This window comes from Rathayibacter sp. VKM Ac-2929, from assembly GCF_022815495.1.
In the GTDB taxonomy this organism is placed as follows: Bacteria; Actinomycetota; Actinomycetes; order Actinomycetales; family Microbacteriaceae; genus Rathayibacter; species Rathayibacter festucae.
Map to the genome: position 1 here is coordinate 344,900 of NZ_JALGRV010000001.1, position 15,781 is coordinate 360,680.

Below are 15,781 nucleotides of genomic sequence, written 5' to 3' on the forward strand. Positions count from 1 at the left end.
CGCTTCCATGTCGATCGAGTAGCCCGCGCAGCGGGCGTATCGAGATCCACCACCGCTAGAAGTCGAGTCTGCAGACCCGCCCTTCTGACAACGCCGGGTCTCGATACGCCCCTGCGGGGCTACTCGACCAGCATGAGACGGGCCTGCTCGACCCGCAGTGGTCGCCGCCACCGCAGGACCGCGCCCCCTTCCTGCTGATCGAGTAGCCCGCTCCGCGGGCGTATCGAGATCCACCGGCGGCCGAGCCTCGTCAGTCGGCGAGGATCAGGTACAGCGCGCGGCGCGTCTCGTCGAGCTTCGCGGAGGCGGCGGCGCGCTGCGCCTCCGAGGCCCCGCGGAACTGCTGGACGACGCCCATCAGCTTGCCGATGTTCTCGACGAACTCGCGGTCCGCGTCGCTCGCTCCGGGAGTGGCCTCCCAAGCGGCGGCGAGCTCGTCGGCGTGCTCGCGCACGTAGGTGCCGCCCGCGTCGGTGAGCTGGTACTCGGTGCCGCGGCCCTCGCCGACGGCCGTGATGAGGCCCTCGTCGACGAGCTGCTGGAGCGTGGGGTAGACCGAGCCGGGGCTGGGGCGCCACGAGCCGTTGGTCTTCTCGGCGATCGCCTTGATCAGGCCGTAGCCGTTCGAGGACTTCTCGGCGAGGAGGGAGAGCAGGGCGGCGCGGACGTCGCCGCGACGAGCCCGTCCGCCGCCGCGGCCGAAGCCGGGGCCGCCGAAGCCGGGGCCGAAGCCGCCGAAGCCCGGGCCGAAGCCGAAGCCGGGACCGAAGCCGCGGCCGTGTCCGCCGGGGCCGCGGCGCTCGCGGCGGCCGGGCTGGTCATGGCCGCCGCGGCCGTGGTCGTGGTCGCCGTGCGAGCGGTCGAAGCGGTCGCTGTGGTCGTGGAAGGAGTTCCTGGTGTTCATGGTGTCTCTTCTCGTGTCTGGGGATTCCTCTCGAAATCCGTCTCGCCCGTCGGAGCGAGTGCTCACGATCTGTCGGCGATGTAGTAACGATATATCGGCGACTGTCACTCGTCAAGCACGGGTTTCGAACTACGCTCGAGGGACCCCCCACCGGAAGGCCCCTCCGCATGCCGCTGTCCGCCGCCGCGCTCGCCGCGCTCCTCGACGAGTCACTCCTCACCGGCGCCGTCCTCACCGGCCGCGCGAGCAACCTCGGCAACCTCCGCCGCCTGGCCGCCCGCGAGCCCGCCCACCTCTACGGCGTCGACGTCGCCGAGCACTGGGACGTCGAGAGCCTGCTCGCGCTGATGGGGCAGCGGGTCGGCATCAGCACCGACCCCGCGTTCGAGCACGGCCAGGACCGGATCGACGCCGCCCTCACCGTCGCCGCGCTCGACGCCTATCGCGACCGCTTCGCCCGCGCCGTGCGCGAGGGCGCGCTGATCCTCTTCGCCACCGCGCACCCTGCGACCCTGCTGGACGTCTACCGCCGGCTCGCCGCGGCCGCGACGGCGGCGGGCGCCCGCGTGATCGACGTGAACGCCCTCCCGTTCGCCCGCCCCGACGGCATCCGAGTCACTCTGGCCGACGAGCACCAGCGGCTCTGGTGCACGGGCGGCGTCACCTGCGCCTACCGCGGCGGCAGCCTCCAGCACACCCACTCGGCCGAGCCGATGAACGCCCTCCTCGACGAGCTCGAGGCGCTCGGCATCCGCCCCGACCTCGTCGTCGCCGACCACGGCTGGGCGGGCGCCTCCGGGCGGCGCGGCCTCCCGACGATCGCGATCGCCGACTGCAACGACCCCGCCGTCTTCGTCGCCGAGGCGCAGGGCACGATCGAGGTGGTCGTCCCGATCGACGACGGTCTCGCCGTGCACCTCTACGAGCCGGTGATCGCCTACCTCCTGGACGGCCTCGACGCCACCTCCGAGCCCGCTCGGACCTCCGGCTCGTAGACTCGTCCAATGCTCGTCGGGATCCTGTGATCCGGCGAGCCGTCCGCGTTCCCGCGAGCCCGAGGTCAGCCCTCGCCACCACTTCCCAGACGGAGCATCCGTGACCCAGCCCCAGGACGGCCTCCTCCCGCGCTTCGCCGTCGGCGTCGACATCGGCGGCACCTCGATCAAGGCCTCCCTCGTCGACGTGACCACCGGCGAGCGCGCCGCCCGCCGCTTCGCCGTCGCGAACCCGGTCGGCAAGGAGCCCGAGGACTTCGCCGCGGCCATCGCCGGCATCGTCCGCGACGTCTCGCCGATCGCCGGCACCCCCGTCGGCGTCGGCTTCCCCGGCATCGTCCGCGGCGGCATCGTGCGGCAGACCACCCACGTCTCGCAGCGCTGGGTCGGGATCGACGCGCAGGCCCTGCTGTCCGAGGCGACCGGCGTCGACGTCGTCGTCGTCAACGACGCGGACGCCGCAGGGGTCGCCGAGCGCGAGTTCGGCGCCATGCGCGACCGCGAGGGCCTCTGCCTGCTCACCACGCTCGGCACCGGGATCGGCACCGCGCTGGTCTACGAGGGCGAGGTTATCCCGAACTCCGAGCTCGGCCACGTGCACATCGACGGTCCCGACTTCGAGCCGCGCGTCGGCTTCTCCGCCGTCCGCCGCGAGGGCATCACGCTCGAGGAGTGGGCGGGCCGCCTCAACGTCTACTACCGGCACCTCGAGATGCTGCTCTCGCCGCAGCTCTTCGTGATCGGCGGAGCGGCGGCGCACGTCTTCGACGAGTTCGCCCGCTTCCTCGACCTCGGCACCGAGATCGTCTCCGCCCGCTTCGGCAACGACGCCGGGTTCACCGGTGCCGCCATGGTCGCCGTCTCGCCCGACCGCCTCGCCCCCTGGTACCGCTCCACCCGCGGCGCCCACTTCGACCCGGGCACCCCGGCCATCGCCGACTAGCCGCCTGCGGAGCCGCGGAGCGGCGCCCCTATGTTGGTCGAGTAGCCGCATCGCGGCGTATCGAGACCCGCCCACCGAGCGACGCCGGATCTCGATACGCCCTCTGCGAGGGCTACTCGATCAGCATGGTGCGTACGCCCTCTGCGAGGGCTGCTCGATCAGCATGTCGGCGTCAGCGCCCCCGCAGCAGCCCGCGGTACAGCGCGTCCAGGCGCGCCGCCGCGGCCGCCCAGGTGTGGGCCGCCGCCCACTGCGAGCCGCCGCGGCCGAGGCGCGCGCGCTCGGCGTCGTCGGCGAGCAGCCGGCGGATCTCCGCCGCCCACACCGCCGGGTCGCCGGAGTCGATCAGCACGCCGCTCTCGCCGTCGCGCACCGCGTCGACCAGCCCGGTCGTCCGCCGCGCGAGCACCGGCGTCGCACTCGCCGCCGCCTCGAGCGCGATCAGCCCGAACGTCTCCGCCGCCGACGGAACCAGCGCGAGCCGCGCCCCCCGCAGCAGCGCCGCCGCCGTCTCCCGGTCGGCCACGCCCTCGAAGCGCACCCACTCGGCCACGCCGAGCTCCCGCGCCGCCGCGCGCACGTCCTCCAGGTACCCCTCGCGTCCCGGCGCCGGCCCGCCCGCCAGCCGCAGCAGCGGCCGCTCGCCCACCGGGATCCGCGCCAGCGCCTGCACCGCCAGCAGCTGCCCCTTCAGCGGCTGCACCCGCCCGAGCAGCACGATCTCCCGCGCGCGCTCGCCCGCCCCCGGCGAGAACCGCGCATCCACCCCCGGCGGCACGACCAGCACGCGCGCCGGATCCACCCCGTAGCCGTCCACGACGTCCCACCGCTCCGACGCCCCCGCGACCACCACCGCGTCCGCCGAGCCCAGCACCGAGCGCTCGGCGCGGATCCGCTCCTCCGGCTCCCGCACGTCGCCCGGCACCAGCCGCACGTTCTTCGCCAGCGAGTTCGAGTGCATCGAGTGCACGTGCGGAGCGCCGGTCAGCGCCCCCGCCAGCCCCGACACCCAGTAGTGCGAGTGCACGACGTCCGCACCCTCGGCGGCCGCGGCGAACGCCGGCGCGGAGGCGGCCAGCGCGTACTTGTCCGCCGCCTCGACCGGCACGCCGACCACCGAGACCCCCGGCGCGAGCCGCCGCACGCCCTCGCCGCGGGTGAGCACGGTGACCTCCCAGCCGAGCGCCGCGAGCTCGGGCAGCACCCCGGCGAGGTACACGTTCATCCCGCCGGCGTCGCCGGTCGAGGGCTGCTCGAGGGGCGAGGTGTGCGCCGAGACGATCGACAGGCGGGGCATCCGTCCATCGTAGGAGCGGGCGCGGAGGGCGCGGATCCCGCCCCGCGGCTCCCGGCGCCTCCGGAATCGGGTTGAATGGACGGATGCGCTCCGGTCGGTGCGCGGAGAGCGTGAGGTCCATGGCCCGCCAGAGTCCCCCCGAAGAGGTGCTGCCCCCCTCGGCCGCGCCCGGGGCCGAGGGCCGCGAACCCTTCAGCGAGCAGGACATCCGGGGACTCGTCGGCACCGCCGCCCTCGACAAGGGCGTCGCCTACGCCGACGAGGGCCGCGTCGCCGAGCTGCAGTGGTTCGGCGGGCGCACCCGGCTCTTCGGCCAGGTCCGCGGCTCCGGCCGCTCGCCCTACGCCGTGAGCGTGCAGCTGCGCGACGAGGGCGACCACTCGATCCTCCTCGGCGGCGCCTGCAGCTGCCCGGTCAAGCACGAGTGCAAGCACGTCGCCGCCGTCCTGATCGAGGCGCTGCGCCGCGAGCGCGAGGGCGCCCTGAGCGGCCCGTTCCCCGGCGAGGCCGCCGTCGACGCGGTCCCGGAGTGGCGCAGCGCCCTCGCGCCGCTGCTCGCCGGCGCCGAGCGCTCGCACTCCGGCATCCCGCTCGGCCTCCAGTTCGAGCTCCTCCCCGGCGAGCCCGTCCGCCGCCCGCCCGGCCGCTACAACAGCTACCGTCCGCCGCCCGAGCCGCGCCCGCGCCTCGGCGTCCGCCCGGTGCGGATGGGCGACCGCGACCGCTGGGTCCGCACCGGCACCAGCTGGCGCGACCTCGGCTACCTGCACTACAGCCACGACTACGACGAGCGCCAGATCGACGTCGTCCGCGAGATGCAGGGCCTGCTCTCCGGGCACAGCGCCTCCAGCTACTACTCGCCCGACACCTGGCTCTACCTCGACCAGTGCCGGAGCGAGGCGATCTGGGCGGCCCTGCACGGCGCCGTCCGCGCCGGCATCGGCCTGGTCATGGGCGACCGCGACCAGACCCCGCTGAAGATCCTGGACACCACTGCCACGGCGTCCATCGACGTCACCCGCACCCCGGCCGGCCTAGAGCTGCGCTCGCTCGTCGCGATCGGCGACCACCCGGCGCCCGAGCACTTCGGCTTCATCGGCGACCCCGCCGTCGGCCTCTACACCTGGGACGAGGGCGACGAGCTGCGCGGCAAGGCCGTCACGCTCGTGCCGTTCGCGGCGCCGCTGGTCTCCTCCGCCCGGACCTTCCTCTGGAGCAACGAGCCGATCCGCATCCCGGAGCAGGAGGAGTCGGCGTTCCTCACCGAGCACTACCAGCGCCTGCACCGCCTCTTCGACATCGTCTCGCGCGACGGCTCCTTCGAGGCGCCGCCCGTCCCCGAGCCGCGGCTCGGCCTCACCCTCGAGCACACCGAGGGCGCGGGACTCCGTGGCTCCTGGTGGTGGCGCTACGGCATCGAGGGCGGCCGCGGCACCGAGGCCGAGCGCCTCCCGCTGCGCCTGGACGACGAGTCCGGCTACCGCGACGCCGAGGCCGAGCAGCGGATCCTCGACTCGCTCGGCGGCGCCGGCATCGACCCGGAGTCGACGCCCGCCCTGGTCTCGCCGTCGAGCCGCCGCCTCCGCCCCACCTTCGATCTGCGCGGCATGCAGACCGTCGGCTTCCTCACCGGCGAGGTCGAGCGCCTGCGCGAGCTCGGCACCGTCGAGATCGAGGAGATCGGCCAGCGCGTCGAGTACCGCGAGGCCGAGACCGCTCCGGTCGTCGCCGTGCAGACGGTCGCCCAGCCGGACAGCCGCGACTGGTTCAACCTCGAGATCTCGGTCACGGTCAACGAGGAGGCGGTCCCGCTCGCCGAGATCTTCCTCGCACTGGCCCGCGGCGACGAGTACATGGTGCTGCCGAGCGGCGTCTACTTCGCGCTGGACGACGAGCGCTTCGGCCGCCTCCGCGAGCTGATCGCCGAGGCGCGCGAGCTCTCCGACGACCCGAGCGAGACGCTCCGGATCAGCCGCTTCCAGTCCTCGCTCTGGGACGAGCTGGTCGAGCTCGGCGTCGTCGAGGCGCAGGCCGCCGCCTGGCGCCGCTCGGTCGAGGGCCTCTCCGGCTTCACCGCGACCGGCGCCCTCGAGTCCCGCGCCCTCCCCGAGGGCTTCGCCGTCGAGCTGCGGCCCTACCAGCAGCTCGGCTACGACTGGCTGTCGTTCCTCTACGACAACCAGCTCGGCGGCGTCCTCGCCGACGACATGGGTCTCGGCAAGACCGTGCAGTCGCTCGCGCTCGTCACCCGGGTGATGCAGGAGCAGCGCGCGGCCGCCGCGAGCGCCGGCACCTCGCCCCGCCCGTTCCTCGTCGTCGCCCCGACGAGCGTCGTGCCCAACTGGGTCGGCGAGGCCAAGCGCTTCGCCCCCGACCTGCGCGTGGTCGGCATCGACGAGACCTCGAAGAAGAAGCGCAAGGCGCTGTCGACGATGATCGGCGAGGCCGAGCTGGTCGTCACCTCCTACGCCCTCTTCCGCCTCGACTACGAGTCCTACGCCGGGATCCAGTGGTCCGGCTTCCTGCTCGACGAGGCGCAGTTCGTCAAGAACCGCCAGTCGGCCACCCACCAGCTCGCGCGGCGCCTCGACGTGCCGTTCAAGCTCGCCATCACGGGCACGCCGATGGAGAACAACGTGATGGAGCTCTGGTCGCTGCTGTCGATCGTCGCTCCGGGCCTCTTCCCCTCGCCGGCCGGCTTCGCCGAGTACTACCAGAAGCCGATCGAGCGCGACGCCGACACCGAGCGCCTCAGCCAGCTGCGCCGCCGCATCCGCCCGCTGATGCTCCGCCGCACCAAGGAGCTCGTCGCGACGGAGCTGCCGCCCAAGCAGGAGCAGACCATCGAGGTCGAGCTCGGCACCCGCCAGCGCAAGGTCTACGACACCTACCTCGCCCGCGAGCGGCAGCGGGTGCTCGGGCTGATCGGCGACTTCGAGAAGAACCGCTTCGCGATCTTCCGCGCCCTCACCGTGCTCCGCCAGGTCGCGCTCGACGCGGCCCTGGTCGACGAGGCGCACGCCACGGTGCCGTCGACCAAGCTCGACCTGCTCGACGAGCTCCTCGCCGACGCGCTCGCCGAGGGGCACCGGGTGCTGGTCTTCAGCCAGTTCACCCGCTTCCTCGGCCGGGTGCGCGGCCGGCTCGACGCGGCCGGCGTCGAGTACGCCTACCTCGACGGCGCCACCAAGAAGCGCGACGAGGTCATCGACCGCTTCCGCTCCGGCGAGGCGGGCGTCTTCCTCATCTCGCTGAAGGCGGGCGGCTTCGGTCTCAACCTCACCGAGGCCGACTACTGCATCCTGCTCGACCCGTGGTGGAACCCGGCGACGGAGTCGCAGGCCGTCGACCGCGCGCACCGCATCGGCCAGACCCGCTCGGTGATGGTCTACCGGCTCGTCGCGAAGGACACCATCGAGGAGAAGGTGATGGCGCTCAAGGAGGCGAAGGCCGCCCTGTTCGCGGCCGTCATGTCCGACGACGGCGCGGCGGCGACCGGCGGCATCACCGCGGAGGACGTGCGCGAGCTGCTCGGCTGAGCGTCCCGGGCCGGCGCGGGTCCGGTCAGCAGGCCGGGTCCGCGAGCGCCTTCACGAACGCGCCGGTCTGGTAGACGTACTCGTAGGCCCAGTCGCCGAAGGTGTACGGCTCGCCGGAGGACACCATCGACAGCTCGCCGTCGAAGCAGCGGCCGAGCAGCAGGCGCGCCCGGGCGATGTGGGGGGTCTGCGTGATGACGACGACGCTGTCCCAGTGGTCCGCCCGCGCGTCGTCAGCGAGGGCGCGCGCCTCGCCCTGGGTGGTCCCGGGCTCGGCGGTGAAGCAGATCACGTCCATGTCCGGCTCGTCGCAGGCCACGACGTCGTTCTCGCCGGGAGCCGCGGCCAGATCCGAGGCCCAGACCGAGATCACCAGGGTGTCGGCCACTCCCGCCTCGACGAGGTCGCGGCCGAGCTCGGTGCGCGCGCGGGTGGGCGGCCCGAGGACGAGGACCGCGTCGGCGTGCTCCGGCACCGGATCGATCGCGGGCAGCACGTAGACGGGGATCCCGGCGCCGACCACCAGCACGAGCGCGGCGAGGGCGCCGACGCCGAGGCGCCGTGCCAGCCGTCCTGCCCTGTGCATGCGTCTCCTCGTGAACCCCGGCGGTCACCGTACCCCAGGCAGGTGACACGGGTGTTTCGGCGGCTCGGGACTCCGGCATCACGCGGACCGCGTCCCGCTGCGCCCGCAAGCCCCCGATCGCAGCCGGCAGTGCGCGGACCGAACTCTGACATCCTGTGTCTTCGGAGCACGGGACGGTGACTCGTGGCGCTCCCGCGACGCCGTGGCGGCCGCTCCTCCTCGACAGAAGGACAGGCGATGGCTGAACCGACACTGGTGGACGTCGCGCGCATCGCGGGGGTGTCCCGTGCGACCGCCGCGCGCGTGCTCGCGGGCCGGACCAACGTCGACGCCGGCATGACCGCCGCCGTGGAGCGTGCCGCGAAGCAGCTGGGCTACGAGGCGAACGGCGCCGCGCGCATGCTGCGCGGGGGACGCGCGGGCTCGATCGCGCTGATCGTCGCCTTCGAGGATCTCGACCGCCTGCCCGGGACGATCCTCACGGCGGTCCTGAAGGGCGCCGCGGCGAGCCTGCACGCGCAGGGGGTCCAGCCGGTCCTGCTGCCCGCGGACTACGACGACAGAGGCCGCGTCGCCCGGCTTCTCCGCACGCGCGCGGTCGACGGGGCCATCGTGATCCTGCAGAACGAGATGACCCAGGTGACCCAGGAGCTGGCCGACTCTCCCGCGCCGATCGCCTGGGTGGGACGGCCGCGGGTCGCCCTCGCGGACGACGCGCTCGTGATCGATGCGGACAACTACGGGGGAGGGAGGCTCGCCGCACGAGTGCTGGCCGAGTCCGGCCGTCGGCGACTCGGCATCATCACGGGCCCCCACGACATGAAGCCCGCCCGTGAGCGGCTGCGCGGCTGGCGCGACGAACTGGAGCACCTGGGCATCGACTACGCGCCCCTCGCGCACGGTGCGTTCACGGTCGAGAGCGGCGTGACCGCGATGGTGCGCCTCCTGCAGCGCTACCCCGATCTCGACGGGATCTTCGCCTCCTCCGATCTGATGGCGCACGGCGCGATCCACGTCCTCCGGGCCGCGGGGCGGCGCGTGCCGACGGACGTCTCGGTCGTGGGCTTCGACGACGTCGTCATCGCGACCACGACGGACCCGCCGATCACGACGATCCGCCAGCCCCTCGCGGAGATGGGCCGCATCGCCGCCGAGACCGTCGTCGCCGTCCTGCAGGGACGCGAGGTCGACCGGCAGCGGATCCTGCCCGTGAGCCTCGTCCAGCGGGAATCCGCGTAGCGCGGAGGGCGTCCTCGAGAAGCGCGGCGCTCAGGGTCGCCGCCGGCTCAGTCCGCGACCAGCAGCCGCAGCTCCCGCACCCCCGCGACCACGTCGGCGCCGACGCGCCCCGCCTGCACCGCCGCGCGCAGCGGCAGCGTGCGATGCGGTCGCAGCAGCCGCCGCGCCGCCGTGCAGGGCAGCGCGTAGAGCGCGACGACGCCCGCGTCGATCCCGTCGAGCCCGCCGTCGTCGCGGCCGAAGACCAGCTCGCGTCCCTCGCGGGCGAGCTCCTCGGGCAGCGCCGCCTCGCCGACCGGCAGCCGCACGGAGGCGAGCACGGCGGCGGCGACGATCCGGCGGCGCAGCGGCCGGCCGATCGCGTCTCCGGCGAGCTCGCCGAAGAAGTCGGCGTGCCGCTCGAGGATCGCGGCGACGGTCTCGGCGAGGCGCTCCATCTCGGGGTGCAGCGACAGCCGCGCGAGGCGGCGGTAGGCGTGCAGGGCGATCTGCGCGTCGACCGCCAGCGCGAGGGCGATGGGCCCTGCGAGCAGCCGGGACGAGCGGTCGCGCAGCACCCGGCTCCTGACCACGGGCTCGGCCGGGCCGGTCTCGACACCGCGGATCCGCGGCGAGGCCGCCAGCACCTCGCCGAGCGCGTCCGCGATCCGGTGCCGCTCGGCGGCCCAGGTCGTCGCGAACGACCGCACCCGCGGATCGGGGTGCGCCCGCGCGAGCGGCAGCACCCGCACGACGGCCGCGTGCTCGAGAGCGCGGAGGTAGGCGGACGCGACGATCGCCTCGCGATCCAGCGGCGCCTCCTCGAACTCGCGGATCGAGAAGTGGTCGCGGAGGCTGCCGTGCGCGCTGCGACGGTAGCTCTCCACGTCGAACGGTTCCGCGATGCCCATGCTCCACCCGCCTTCGCCTCGACCGTACCGCCATCCTGGGCCCGGAACCTGAACGGCGGAAGGTCCGCCGCTGCCAGACTGGAGCCCGCGCGCCGCCCGGCCGCGGGACGGGGCGGAGATGGGGTCTCGCGGGTCCGCGGTCGCCGCGATCCTCCTCGCCGCGGTCTGCTTCGGCACCACCGGCACCGCGCAGTCGCTCGGCGCGGAGGGCGTCGATCCGCTGCTGCTCGGCGCCGCCCGGATCGTGCTCGGCGGGGCGCTGCTGGCCGCCCTGCTCGGCGTCGAGACGGCGCGCGCTCCCCGCCGCGCCGCCCGGAGGCCGAGCGTCTCGACGGTGCTGCTCGTCCTCCTCGGCGCGGCCGGCGTCGCCGCGTACCAGCCCGCCTTCTTCACCGGCACCGCCGAGAACGGCGTCGCGGTCGGCACGATCGTCGCGCTCGGCTCCGCCCCCGCCTTCACCGGACTGCTCGAGTGGCTCCTGCTGCGCTCCGCCGCGAGCCCGCGCTGGTTCGTCTCGACCGCGCTCGCCGCGGTCGGCGTCGTGCTGCTCGCCGGCCTGCTGACCGGTGGCGCCGCGGGCGGAGTCTCCGTGCTCGGTCTCGCCGGCTCGGCCGGGGCCGGCGCCGCCTACGCGCTCTACGCGGTCTGCGGCAAGCTGCTGCTCGAGCGCGGCTTCAGCCCGGCCGCCGCGATGGGCGCCCAGTTCGGCACCGCCGCGCTGCTCGCGCTGCCGGTCCTGCTCGCGGGTGACCCCGGACGCCTCGCCGGCTCCCTCCCCGCCGTGCTCTGGCTCGGCGTGGTGACCGTCGCAGTCGCCTACACCTTCTTCGCGCGGGGCTTGCGCCTCCTGCCCGCCGCCACGGTCTCGACGCTCACCCTCGTCGAGCCCGCCACCGCGACCCTCCTCGGCGTCGCCCTGCTCGGCGAGCGGCTGACGTCCGACGCGGTCGCCGGCATCGCCGTCCTGGTGCTCGCCGTGCTGCTCCTGGCACTGCCCGCGCGCCGGGGGAGTGCGCGCCGCAGGAGGTCCGAGGTCGTCGCGCCTGAGGCGCCGTCGAGCCTCGCGGAGTAGCCTCTGCCCTGCCGCGGCGCCTGAGCGCCTCACCAATCGACGACGAGGGGGCGGATCCGATGACCAACCCCTGGCTCGCCCTGCCCGGCAGCGGTCGCCGCCGCCCGCTGGTCGAGGCGTCCTGGGAGCGGGCACGCCGCCACCGCCTCGACCCCGAGCGCCTCACCGCGCCGCTGTCCTTCTCGAGCGACGAGCTGCGCGACTACCGGATGGGCCACCCGCTCGCCTCGGTGCTGCCCGTCATCCGGCGCCTCCTCGTCCGCGACGCCGACGAGGACAGCGGCGTGCTCGTCGCGGTCGGCGACGCCCTCGGGCGGCTGCTCTGGATCGACGGCGATCAGGCGCTGAAGAGCTCCGCCGAGCGGATGCTCTTCGTCGAGGGCGCGGCCTGGGCCGAGCCCGACGTCGGCACCTCCGCTCCCGGCACCGCCCTCGTCCTCGACCACGGCGTGCAGATCCACGGCGCCGAGCACTTCGCCTCCCTCGTCCACCCGTGGAGCTGCACCGCGGTGCCGATCCACGACCCCGAGACCCACGAGATCCTCGGGGTGATCGACATCACCGGCGGCGCCGAGGTCGTCGCCCCGCAGACCCTTCCGCTGATGGAGGCGACCGCGGCGGCCGTCGAGAGCCAGCTGATGGTGCAGCGGCTGCAGCGCCCGCGCCGCGCGCAACCCCGCCGCTCGCCACCTCGGCCCGTGGCGGCCCGCGCGCCGAGCCTGCGCGTCCTCGGCCGCGAGACCGGCGTCGTCACCGCCGACGGCGTCGAGCTCGAGCTCTCCACCCGGCACGCCGAGATCCTCACCCTCCTCGCCTGGCACCGCGCGGGGCTGTCCGCCGAGGCGCTCGCCCAGCTGCTCTACGGGCGGGAGGACGCGGTGGTCACCGTGCGCGCCGAGATGGTGCGCCTGCGCCGGATCCTCGAGCCGCGCCTTCCGAGGCTGGTGCCGCTCTCGCGCCCGTACCGCCTCGCCAGTCCGGTCGACCTCGACGCGCGCCAGGTGGTCGGCCTGCTCGATCGCGGCGCGCACCGGCTCGCCCTCGACGCCTACGCCGGCGCCCCGCTGCCCGGCTCCGAGGCCCCCGGCATCCGCGCGATCGCCGACGAGCTGCGCGCCCGCGTCCGCGCCACCGTGCTCACCAGCGCTGCCGCCGAGACGCTGCTCGCCTACGCGCACGGGCCCGACGGCCACGACGACGCGGAGGTCTGGGCCGAGCTGCTGCGGATCCTGCCGCGCCGCTCGCCCCGCCGCGCCGGCATCGTCGCGCACCTCGAGGAGCTCGAGGCCGAGCAGCGCTGACCCGCGCTCGGCCACCGCCTCCGTCTCCGCGCGGCCGTGCAACGGCGTGCAACCTCCCGCGACGTACGGTCGGACCGAGCGCGACACCCCGCACTCACCCGACAACGACGTCGATGGAGGTCCACATGACGCTGTACGCCGACCCGGTAGCCGACCAGGCACCGAAGGAACCGGAGTCCACGGTCTACGCCAACCCGGGCACGGAGGGATCCGTCGCCTCGTTCCGCTCCCGATACGACCACTTCATCGGAGGCGAGTACGTCGCCCCCGCGAAGGGCCAGTACTTCGAGAACATCACCCCGATCACCGGGAAGCCCTTCTGCGAGATCGCCCGCGGCACCGCCGAGGACATCGACCGCGCGGTCGAGGCCGGCTGGAAGGCGTTCCCGAGCTGGGGGAAGACCAGCCCCGCCGAGCGCGCGAACGTCCTGCTGCGCATCGCCGACCGGATGGAGGCGAACCTCGAGCTGCTCGCGGTCGCCGAGACCTGGGAGAACGGCAAGCCGGTGCGCGAGACCCTCGCCGCCGACATCCCCCTCGCGATCGACCACTTCCGCTACTTCGCCGGCGCCCTGCGCGCCCAGGAGGGCGGCGTCTCCGAGATCGACCACGACACCATCGCGTACCACTTCCACGAGCCGCTCGGCGTGGTCGGCCAGATCATCCCCTGGAACTTCCCGATCCTGATGGCCGTGTGGAAGCTCGCCCCGGCGCTCGCCGCCGGCAACTGCATCGTCCTCAAGCCGGCCGAGCAGACCCCCGCGTCGATCCACGTCCTGATGGACCTGATCCACGACCTGCTGCCCGCCGGCGTCCTCAACATCGTCAACGGCTTCGGGATCGAGGCCGGCGCCCCGCTCGCCTCGCACCCGCGGATCCGCAAGATCGCCTTCACCGGCGAGACGACCACAGGCCGCCTGATCATGCAGTACGCGAGCGAGAACCTCATCCCGGTCACCCTCGAGCTCGGCGGCAAGAGCCCCAACGTGTTCTTCGCCGACGTGGCCGCCGAGCGCGACTCCTTCTACGACAAGGCGCTCGAGGGCTTCTCGTTCTTCGCCCTCAACCAGGGCGAGGTCTGCACCTGCCCCTCCCGCGCCCTCGTGCAGAAGTCCATCTACGACGACTTCGTCGGCGACGGACTGGAGCGCGTCGGCCGGATCAAGCAGGGCAACCCGCTCGACGTCTCGACGATGATCGGCGCCCAGGCCTCCAACGACCAGCTGGAGAAGATCCTCTCCTACATGGACATCGGCAAGCAGGAGGGCGCGAAGCTGCTCATCGGCGGTGACCGCGCCGACCTCGGCGGCGAGCTCAGCGGCGGCTACTACGTCAACCCGACGGTCTTCGAGGGGCGCAACTCCATGCGCATCTTCCAGGAGGAGATCTTCGGCCCCGTCCTCGCCCTCACCTCCTTCGAGGACTTCGACGACGGCATCGCCATCGCCAACGACACCCTCTACGGCCTCGGCGCCGGAGTCTGGAGCCGCAACGGCGCCCAGCTCTACCGCGCCGGCCGCGCCATCGAGGCCGGCCGCGTCTGGTCCAACACCTACCACCAGTACCCCGCCCACGCGGCCTTCGGCGGCTACAAGCAGTCCGGCATCGGCCGCGAGAACCACAAGATGATGCTCGACCACTACCAGCAGACGAAGAACCTCCTCGTCAGCTACGCGGAAGGGCCCATGGGCTTCTTTTGAGCCGTCTTGCGGCGATTCCTCGCTCCGCTCGTCATCACCGCCGCGGTCGGCTTTCCGAGGTGGTCGCGCCGAGTGGAGCGGGGAGCGTCGCGCTCCGCGAATCCGCTGGCACGCGGATTCGCGCTCCGCGCTCTCCCTTGCTGAGCATGCTGGTCGAGTAGCGCGCGCAGCGGGCGTATCGAGACCCACGTCCTCCCGCAGCTGCGGCAGCACGCACCCCTCGCTCCGCTTCGCACTTCACGCGAACATGCTGGTCGAGTAGCCCGCGCAGCGGGCGTATCGAGACCCACCCCGCCAGACACCACATCCCCGAGAGGACACCGCCCATGGACAGCACGCGCGTCGACGTGACCGAGGCGGCAGCCGGCATGCTGCGGAGGATGAGCGAGCTGCACGGCCCGCTGATGTTCCACCAGTCCGGCGGGTGCTGCGACGGCAGCTCGCCGATGTGCTTCCCGGTCGGGATGTTCCGCACGGGAGCGTCCGACGTGCTCGTCGAGACGCTGCACGTCGACGGGCTCGAGCCGATCGAGTTCTACATGTCGCGGACGCAGTTCGAGTACTGGAAGCACACCCACCTCACCGTCGACCTGGTCGACGGGCGGGGGAGCGGCTTCAGCGTCGAGGCGCCCGAGGGCAAGCGCTTCATGATCCGCAGCCGCCTCCTCACCGACGCCGAGCTGGTCGAGTTCGGCCTCCTGCCTGCCGCCGCCGTCCAGCTCTGACCCTTCCCGGTCGCGCGGAATCACTCGACTCGGGAATATACCCCCCGGGGGTATGTTGCACCACGGTGACCGACCACGAGGGAGCACCGATGACCGACGCCGCGCACGACCACAGCACGCACACGTCCTCCGCCACGACGTCCTGGCGGACCGCCGCGACGGCCACCCTGCACTGCCTCACCGGCTGCGCCATCGGCGAGGTCCTCGGCATGGTGCTCGGCACCGCACTCGGGCTGCACACCCTCGGCACCGTCGTGCTCTCCATCGTGCTCGCCTTCGCCTTCGGCTACGCCCTGACGATGCGCGGCGTGCTCCGAGCGGGGGTCTCCTGGCGCGCCGCCGTCGGCATCGCCCTCGCGGCGGACACCGTCTCGATCGCGGTGATGGAGGTCATCGACAACACGGCGATGCTGGCGATCCCCGGCGCGATGGACGCGGGTCTCGCGACGGGGCTCTTCTGGGGCTCCCTCGCCGGCTCGCTCGCCCTGGCCTTCGTGGTCACCACCCCGGTCAACCGCTGGCTGATCAGCCGCGGCAGGGGCCACGCGGTCGTGCACCGCTTCCACCACTGACGGCGGAACGCGCTGGGG

Annotated in this window: 13 protein-coding genes; 9 read left to right on the top strand and 4 right to left on the bottom strand. The window is 73.6% G+C overall.

The annotated features are described in order from the left end of the window. Nucleotides 1–250: 250 nt before the first annotated feature. A complete protein-coding gene (locus MT355_RS01530; protein ID WP_243598277.1) occupies nt 251–904 on the bottom strand; it encodes a PadR family transcriptional regulator in 654 nt (217 codons plus the stop codon). 167 nt (nt 905–1,071) lie between these two features. Here MT355_RS01530 and MT355_RS01535 point away from each other — a divergent pair, with 167 nt between their 5' ends. Continuing rightward, nucleotides 1,072–1,899 (top strand): phosphatase, encoded by an 828-nt coding sequence (locus tag MT355_RS01535; protein WP_243598278.1) that lies wholly within the window; start codon nt 1,072–1,074, stop codon nt 1,897–1,899. Between the two features lie 100 nt (nt 1,900–1,999). Further along, a complete protein-coding gene (locus MT355_RS01540) occupies nt 2,000–2,842 on the top strand; it encodes an ROK family protein (RefSeq protein ID WP_123446641.1) in 843 nt (280 codons plus the stop codon). A 172-nt stretch (nt 2,843–3,014) separates the two neighbouring features. On the opposite strand, the gene MT355_RS01545 is transcribed toward MT355_RS01540, so the two are convergent. After that, nucleotides 3,015–4,139 (bottom strand): glycosyltransferase, encoded by a 1,125-nt coding sequence (locus tag MT355_RS01545; protein ID WP_243598279.1) that lies wholly within the window; start codon nt 4,137–4,139, stop codon nt 3,015–3,017. Between the two features lie 119 nt (nt 4,140–4,258). On the opposite strand from MT355_RS01545, the gene MT355_RS01550 reads away from it, so the two are divergent. Then, the gene (locus tag MT355_RS01550) at nt 4,259–7,678 is read left to right on the top strand and encodes an SNF2-related protein (RefSeq protein ID WP_127887454.1); all 3,420 of its coding nucleotides are present in this window, start codon (nt 4,259–4,261) and stop codon (nt 7,676–7,678) included. A 25-nt stretch (nt 7,679–7,703) separates the two neighbouring features. Here the strand turns inward: MT355_RS01550 and MT355_RS01555 are convergent, their stop codons facing one another. Beyond that, on the bottom strand, nt 7,704–8,264 hold the full coding sequence (locus MT355_RS01555; RefSeq protein WP_243598280.1) for a YdcF family protein: 561 nt from the start codon (nt 8,262–8,264) through the stop codon (nt 7,704–7,706). Nucleotides 8,265–8,501: 237 nt separating this feature from the next. On the opposite strand from MT355_RS01555, the gene MT355_RS01560 reads away from it, so the two are divergent. Beyond that, nucleotides 8,502–9,503 carry a LacI family DNA-binding transcriptional regulator gene (locus MT355_RS01560; protein WP_127887452.1) on the top strand — a complete coding sequence of 334 codons (1,002 nt, stop codon included), beginning with the start codon at nt 8,502–8,504 and terminating at the stop codon, nt 9,501–9,503. Between the two features lie 47 nt (nt 9,504–9,550). Here the strand turns inward: MT355_RS01560 and MT355_RS01565 are convergent, their stop codons facing one another. Further along, nucleotides 9,551–10,393, bottom strand: coding sequence for a ferritin-like domain-containing protein (locus tag MT355_RS01565; RefSeq protein ID WP_243598281.1), 843 nt, complete (start codon nt 10,391–10,393; stop codon nt 9,551–9,553). A 118-nt stretch (nt 10,394–10,511) separates the two neighbouring features. Between MT355_RS01565 and MT355_RS01570 the strand changes: the two genes are divergently transcribed. The 5 genes from MT355_RS01570 to MT355_RS01590 all read left to right on the top strand — a co-directional run bounded on the left by MT355_RS01570 (nt 10,512) and on the right by MT355_RS01590 (nt 15,763). Further along, entirely contained in the window at nt 10,512–11,465 is a 954-nt protein-coding gene (locus MT355_RS01570) for an EamA family transporter (protein ID WP_243598282.1), read from the top strand. A 59-nt stretch (nt 11,466–11,524) separates the two neighbouring features. Further along, complete coding sequence (locus tag MT355_RS01575; RefSeq protein ID WP_243598283.1) at nt 11,525–12,766, top strand: helix-turn-helix domain-containing protein; 1,242 nt, start codon at nt 11,525–11,527, stop codon at nt 12,764–12,766. A gap of 125 nt (nt 12,767–12,891) precedes the next feature. Then, complete coding sequence (locus MT355_RS01580; protein ID WP_123736754.1) at nt 12,892–14,466, top strand: aldehyde dehydrogenase family protein; 1,575 nt, start codon at nt 12,892–12,894, stop codon at nt 14,464–14,466. Nucleotides 14,467–14,792: 326 nt separating this feature from the next. Continuing rightward, entirely contained in the window at nt 14,793–15,191 is a 399-nt protein-coding gene (locus MT355_RS01585) for a DUF779 domain-containing protein (RefSeq protein WP_132437506.1), read from the top strand. Between the two features lie 89 nt (nt 15,192–15,280). Further along, on the top strand, nt 15,281–15,763 hold the full coding sequence (locus MT355_RS01590; protein ID WP_243598284.1) for a DUF4396 domain-containing protein: 483 nt from the start codon (nt 15,281–15,283) through the stop codon (nt 15,761–15,763). Nucleotides 15,764–15,781 lie beyond the last annotated feature (18 nt).

What these genes read in the sequence shown, in the direction of transcription:
- MT355_RS01530 (WP_243598277.1), bottom strand. Translation starts at nt 904, where the DNA reads ATGAACACCAGGAACTCCTTCCACGACCACAGCGACCGCTTCGACCGC.
- MT355_RS01535 (WP_243598278.1), top strand. Translation starts at nt 1,072, where the DNA reads ATGCCGCTGTCCGCCGCCGCGCTCGCCGCGCTCCTCGACGAGTCACTC.
- MT355_RS01545 (WP_243598279.1), bottom strand. Translation starts at nt 4,139, where the DNA reads ATGCCCCGCCTGTCGATCGTCTCGGCGCACACCTCGCCCCTCGAGCAG.
- MT355_RS01550 (WP_127887454.1), top strand. Translation starts at nt 4,259, where the DNA reads ATGGCCCGCCAGAGTCCCCCCGAAGAGGTGCTGCCCCCCTCGGCCGCG.
- MT355_RS01555 (WP_243598280.1), bottom strand. Translation starts at nt 8,264, where the DNA reads ATGCACAGGGCAGGACGGCTGGCACGGCGCCTCGGCGTCGGCGCCCTC.
- MT355_RS01560 (WP_127887452.1), top strand. Translation starts at nt 8,502, where the DNA reads ATGGCTGAACCGACACTGGTGGACGTCGCGCGCATCGCGGGGGTGTCC.
- MT355_RS01565 (WP_243598281.1), bottom strand. Translation starts at nt 10,393, where the DNA reads ATGGGCATCGCGGAACCGTTCGACGTGGAGAGCTACCGTCGCAGCGCG.
- MT355_RS01570 (WP_243598282.1), top strand. Translation starts at nt 10,512, where the DNA reads ATGGGGTCTCGCGGGTCCGCGGTCGCCGCGATCCTCCTCGCCGCGGTC.
- MT355_RS01575 (WP_243598283.1), top strand. Translation starts at nt 11,525, where the DNA reads ATGACCAACCCCTGGCTCGCCCTGCCCGGCAGCGGTCGCCGCCGCCCG.
- MT355_RS01580 (WP_123736754.1), top strand. Translation starts at nt 12,892, where the DNA reads ATGACGCTGTACGCCGACCCGGTAGCCGACCAGGCACCGAAGGAACCG.
- MT355_RS01585 (WP_132437506.1), top strand. Translation starts at nt 14,793, where the DNA reads ATGGACAGCACGCGCGTCGACGTGACCGAGGCGGCAGCCGGCATGCTG.
- MT355_RS01590 (WP_243598284.1), top strand. Translation starts at nt 15,281, where the DNA reads ATGACCGACGCCGCGCACGACCACAGCACGCACACGTCCTCCGCCACG.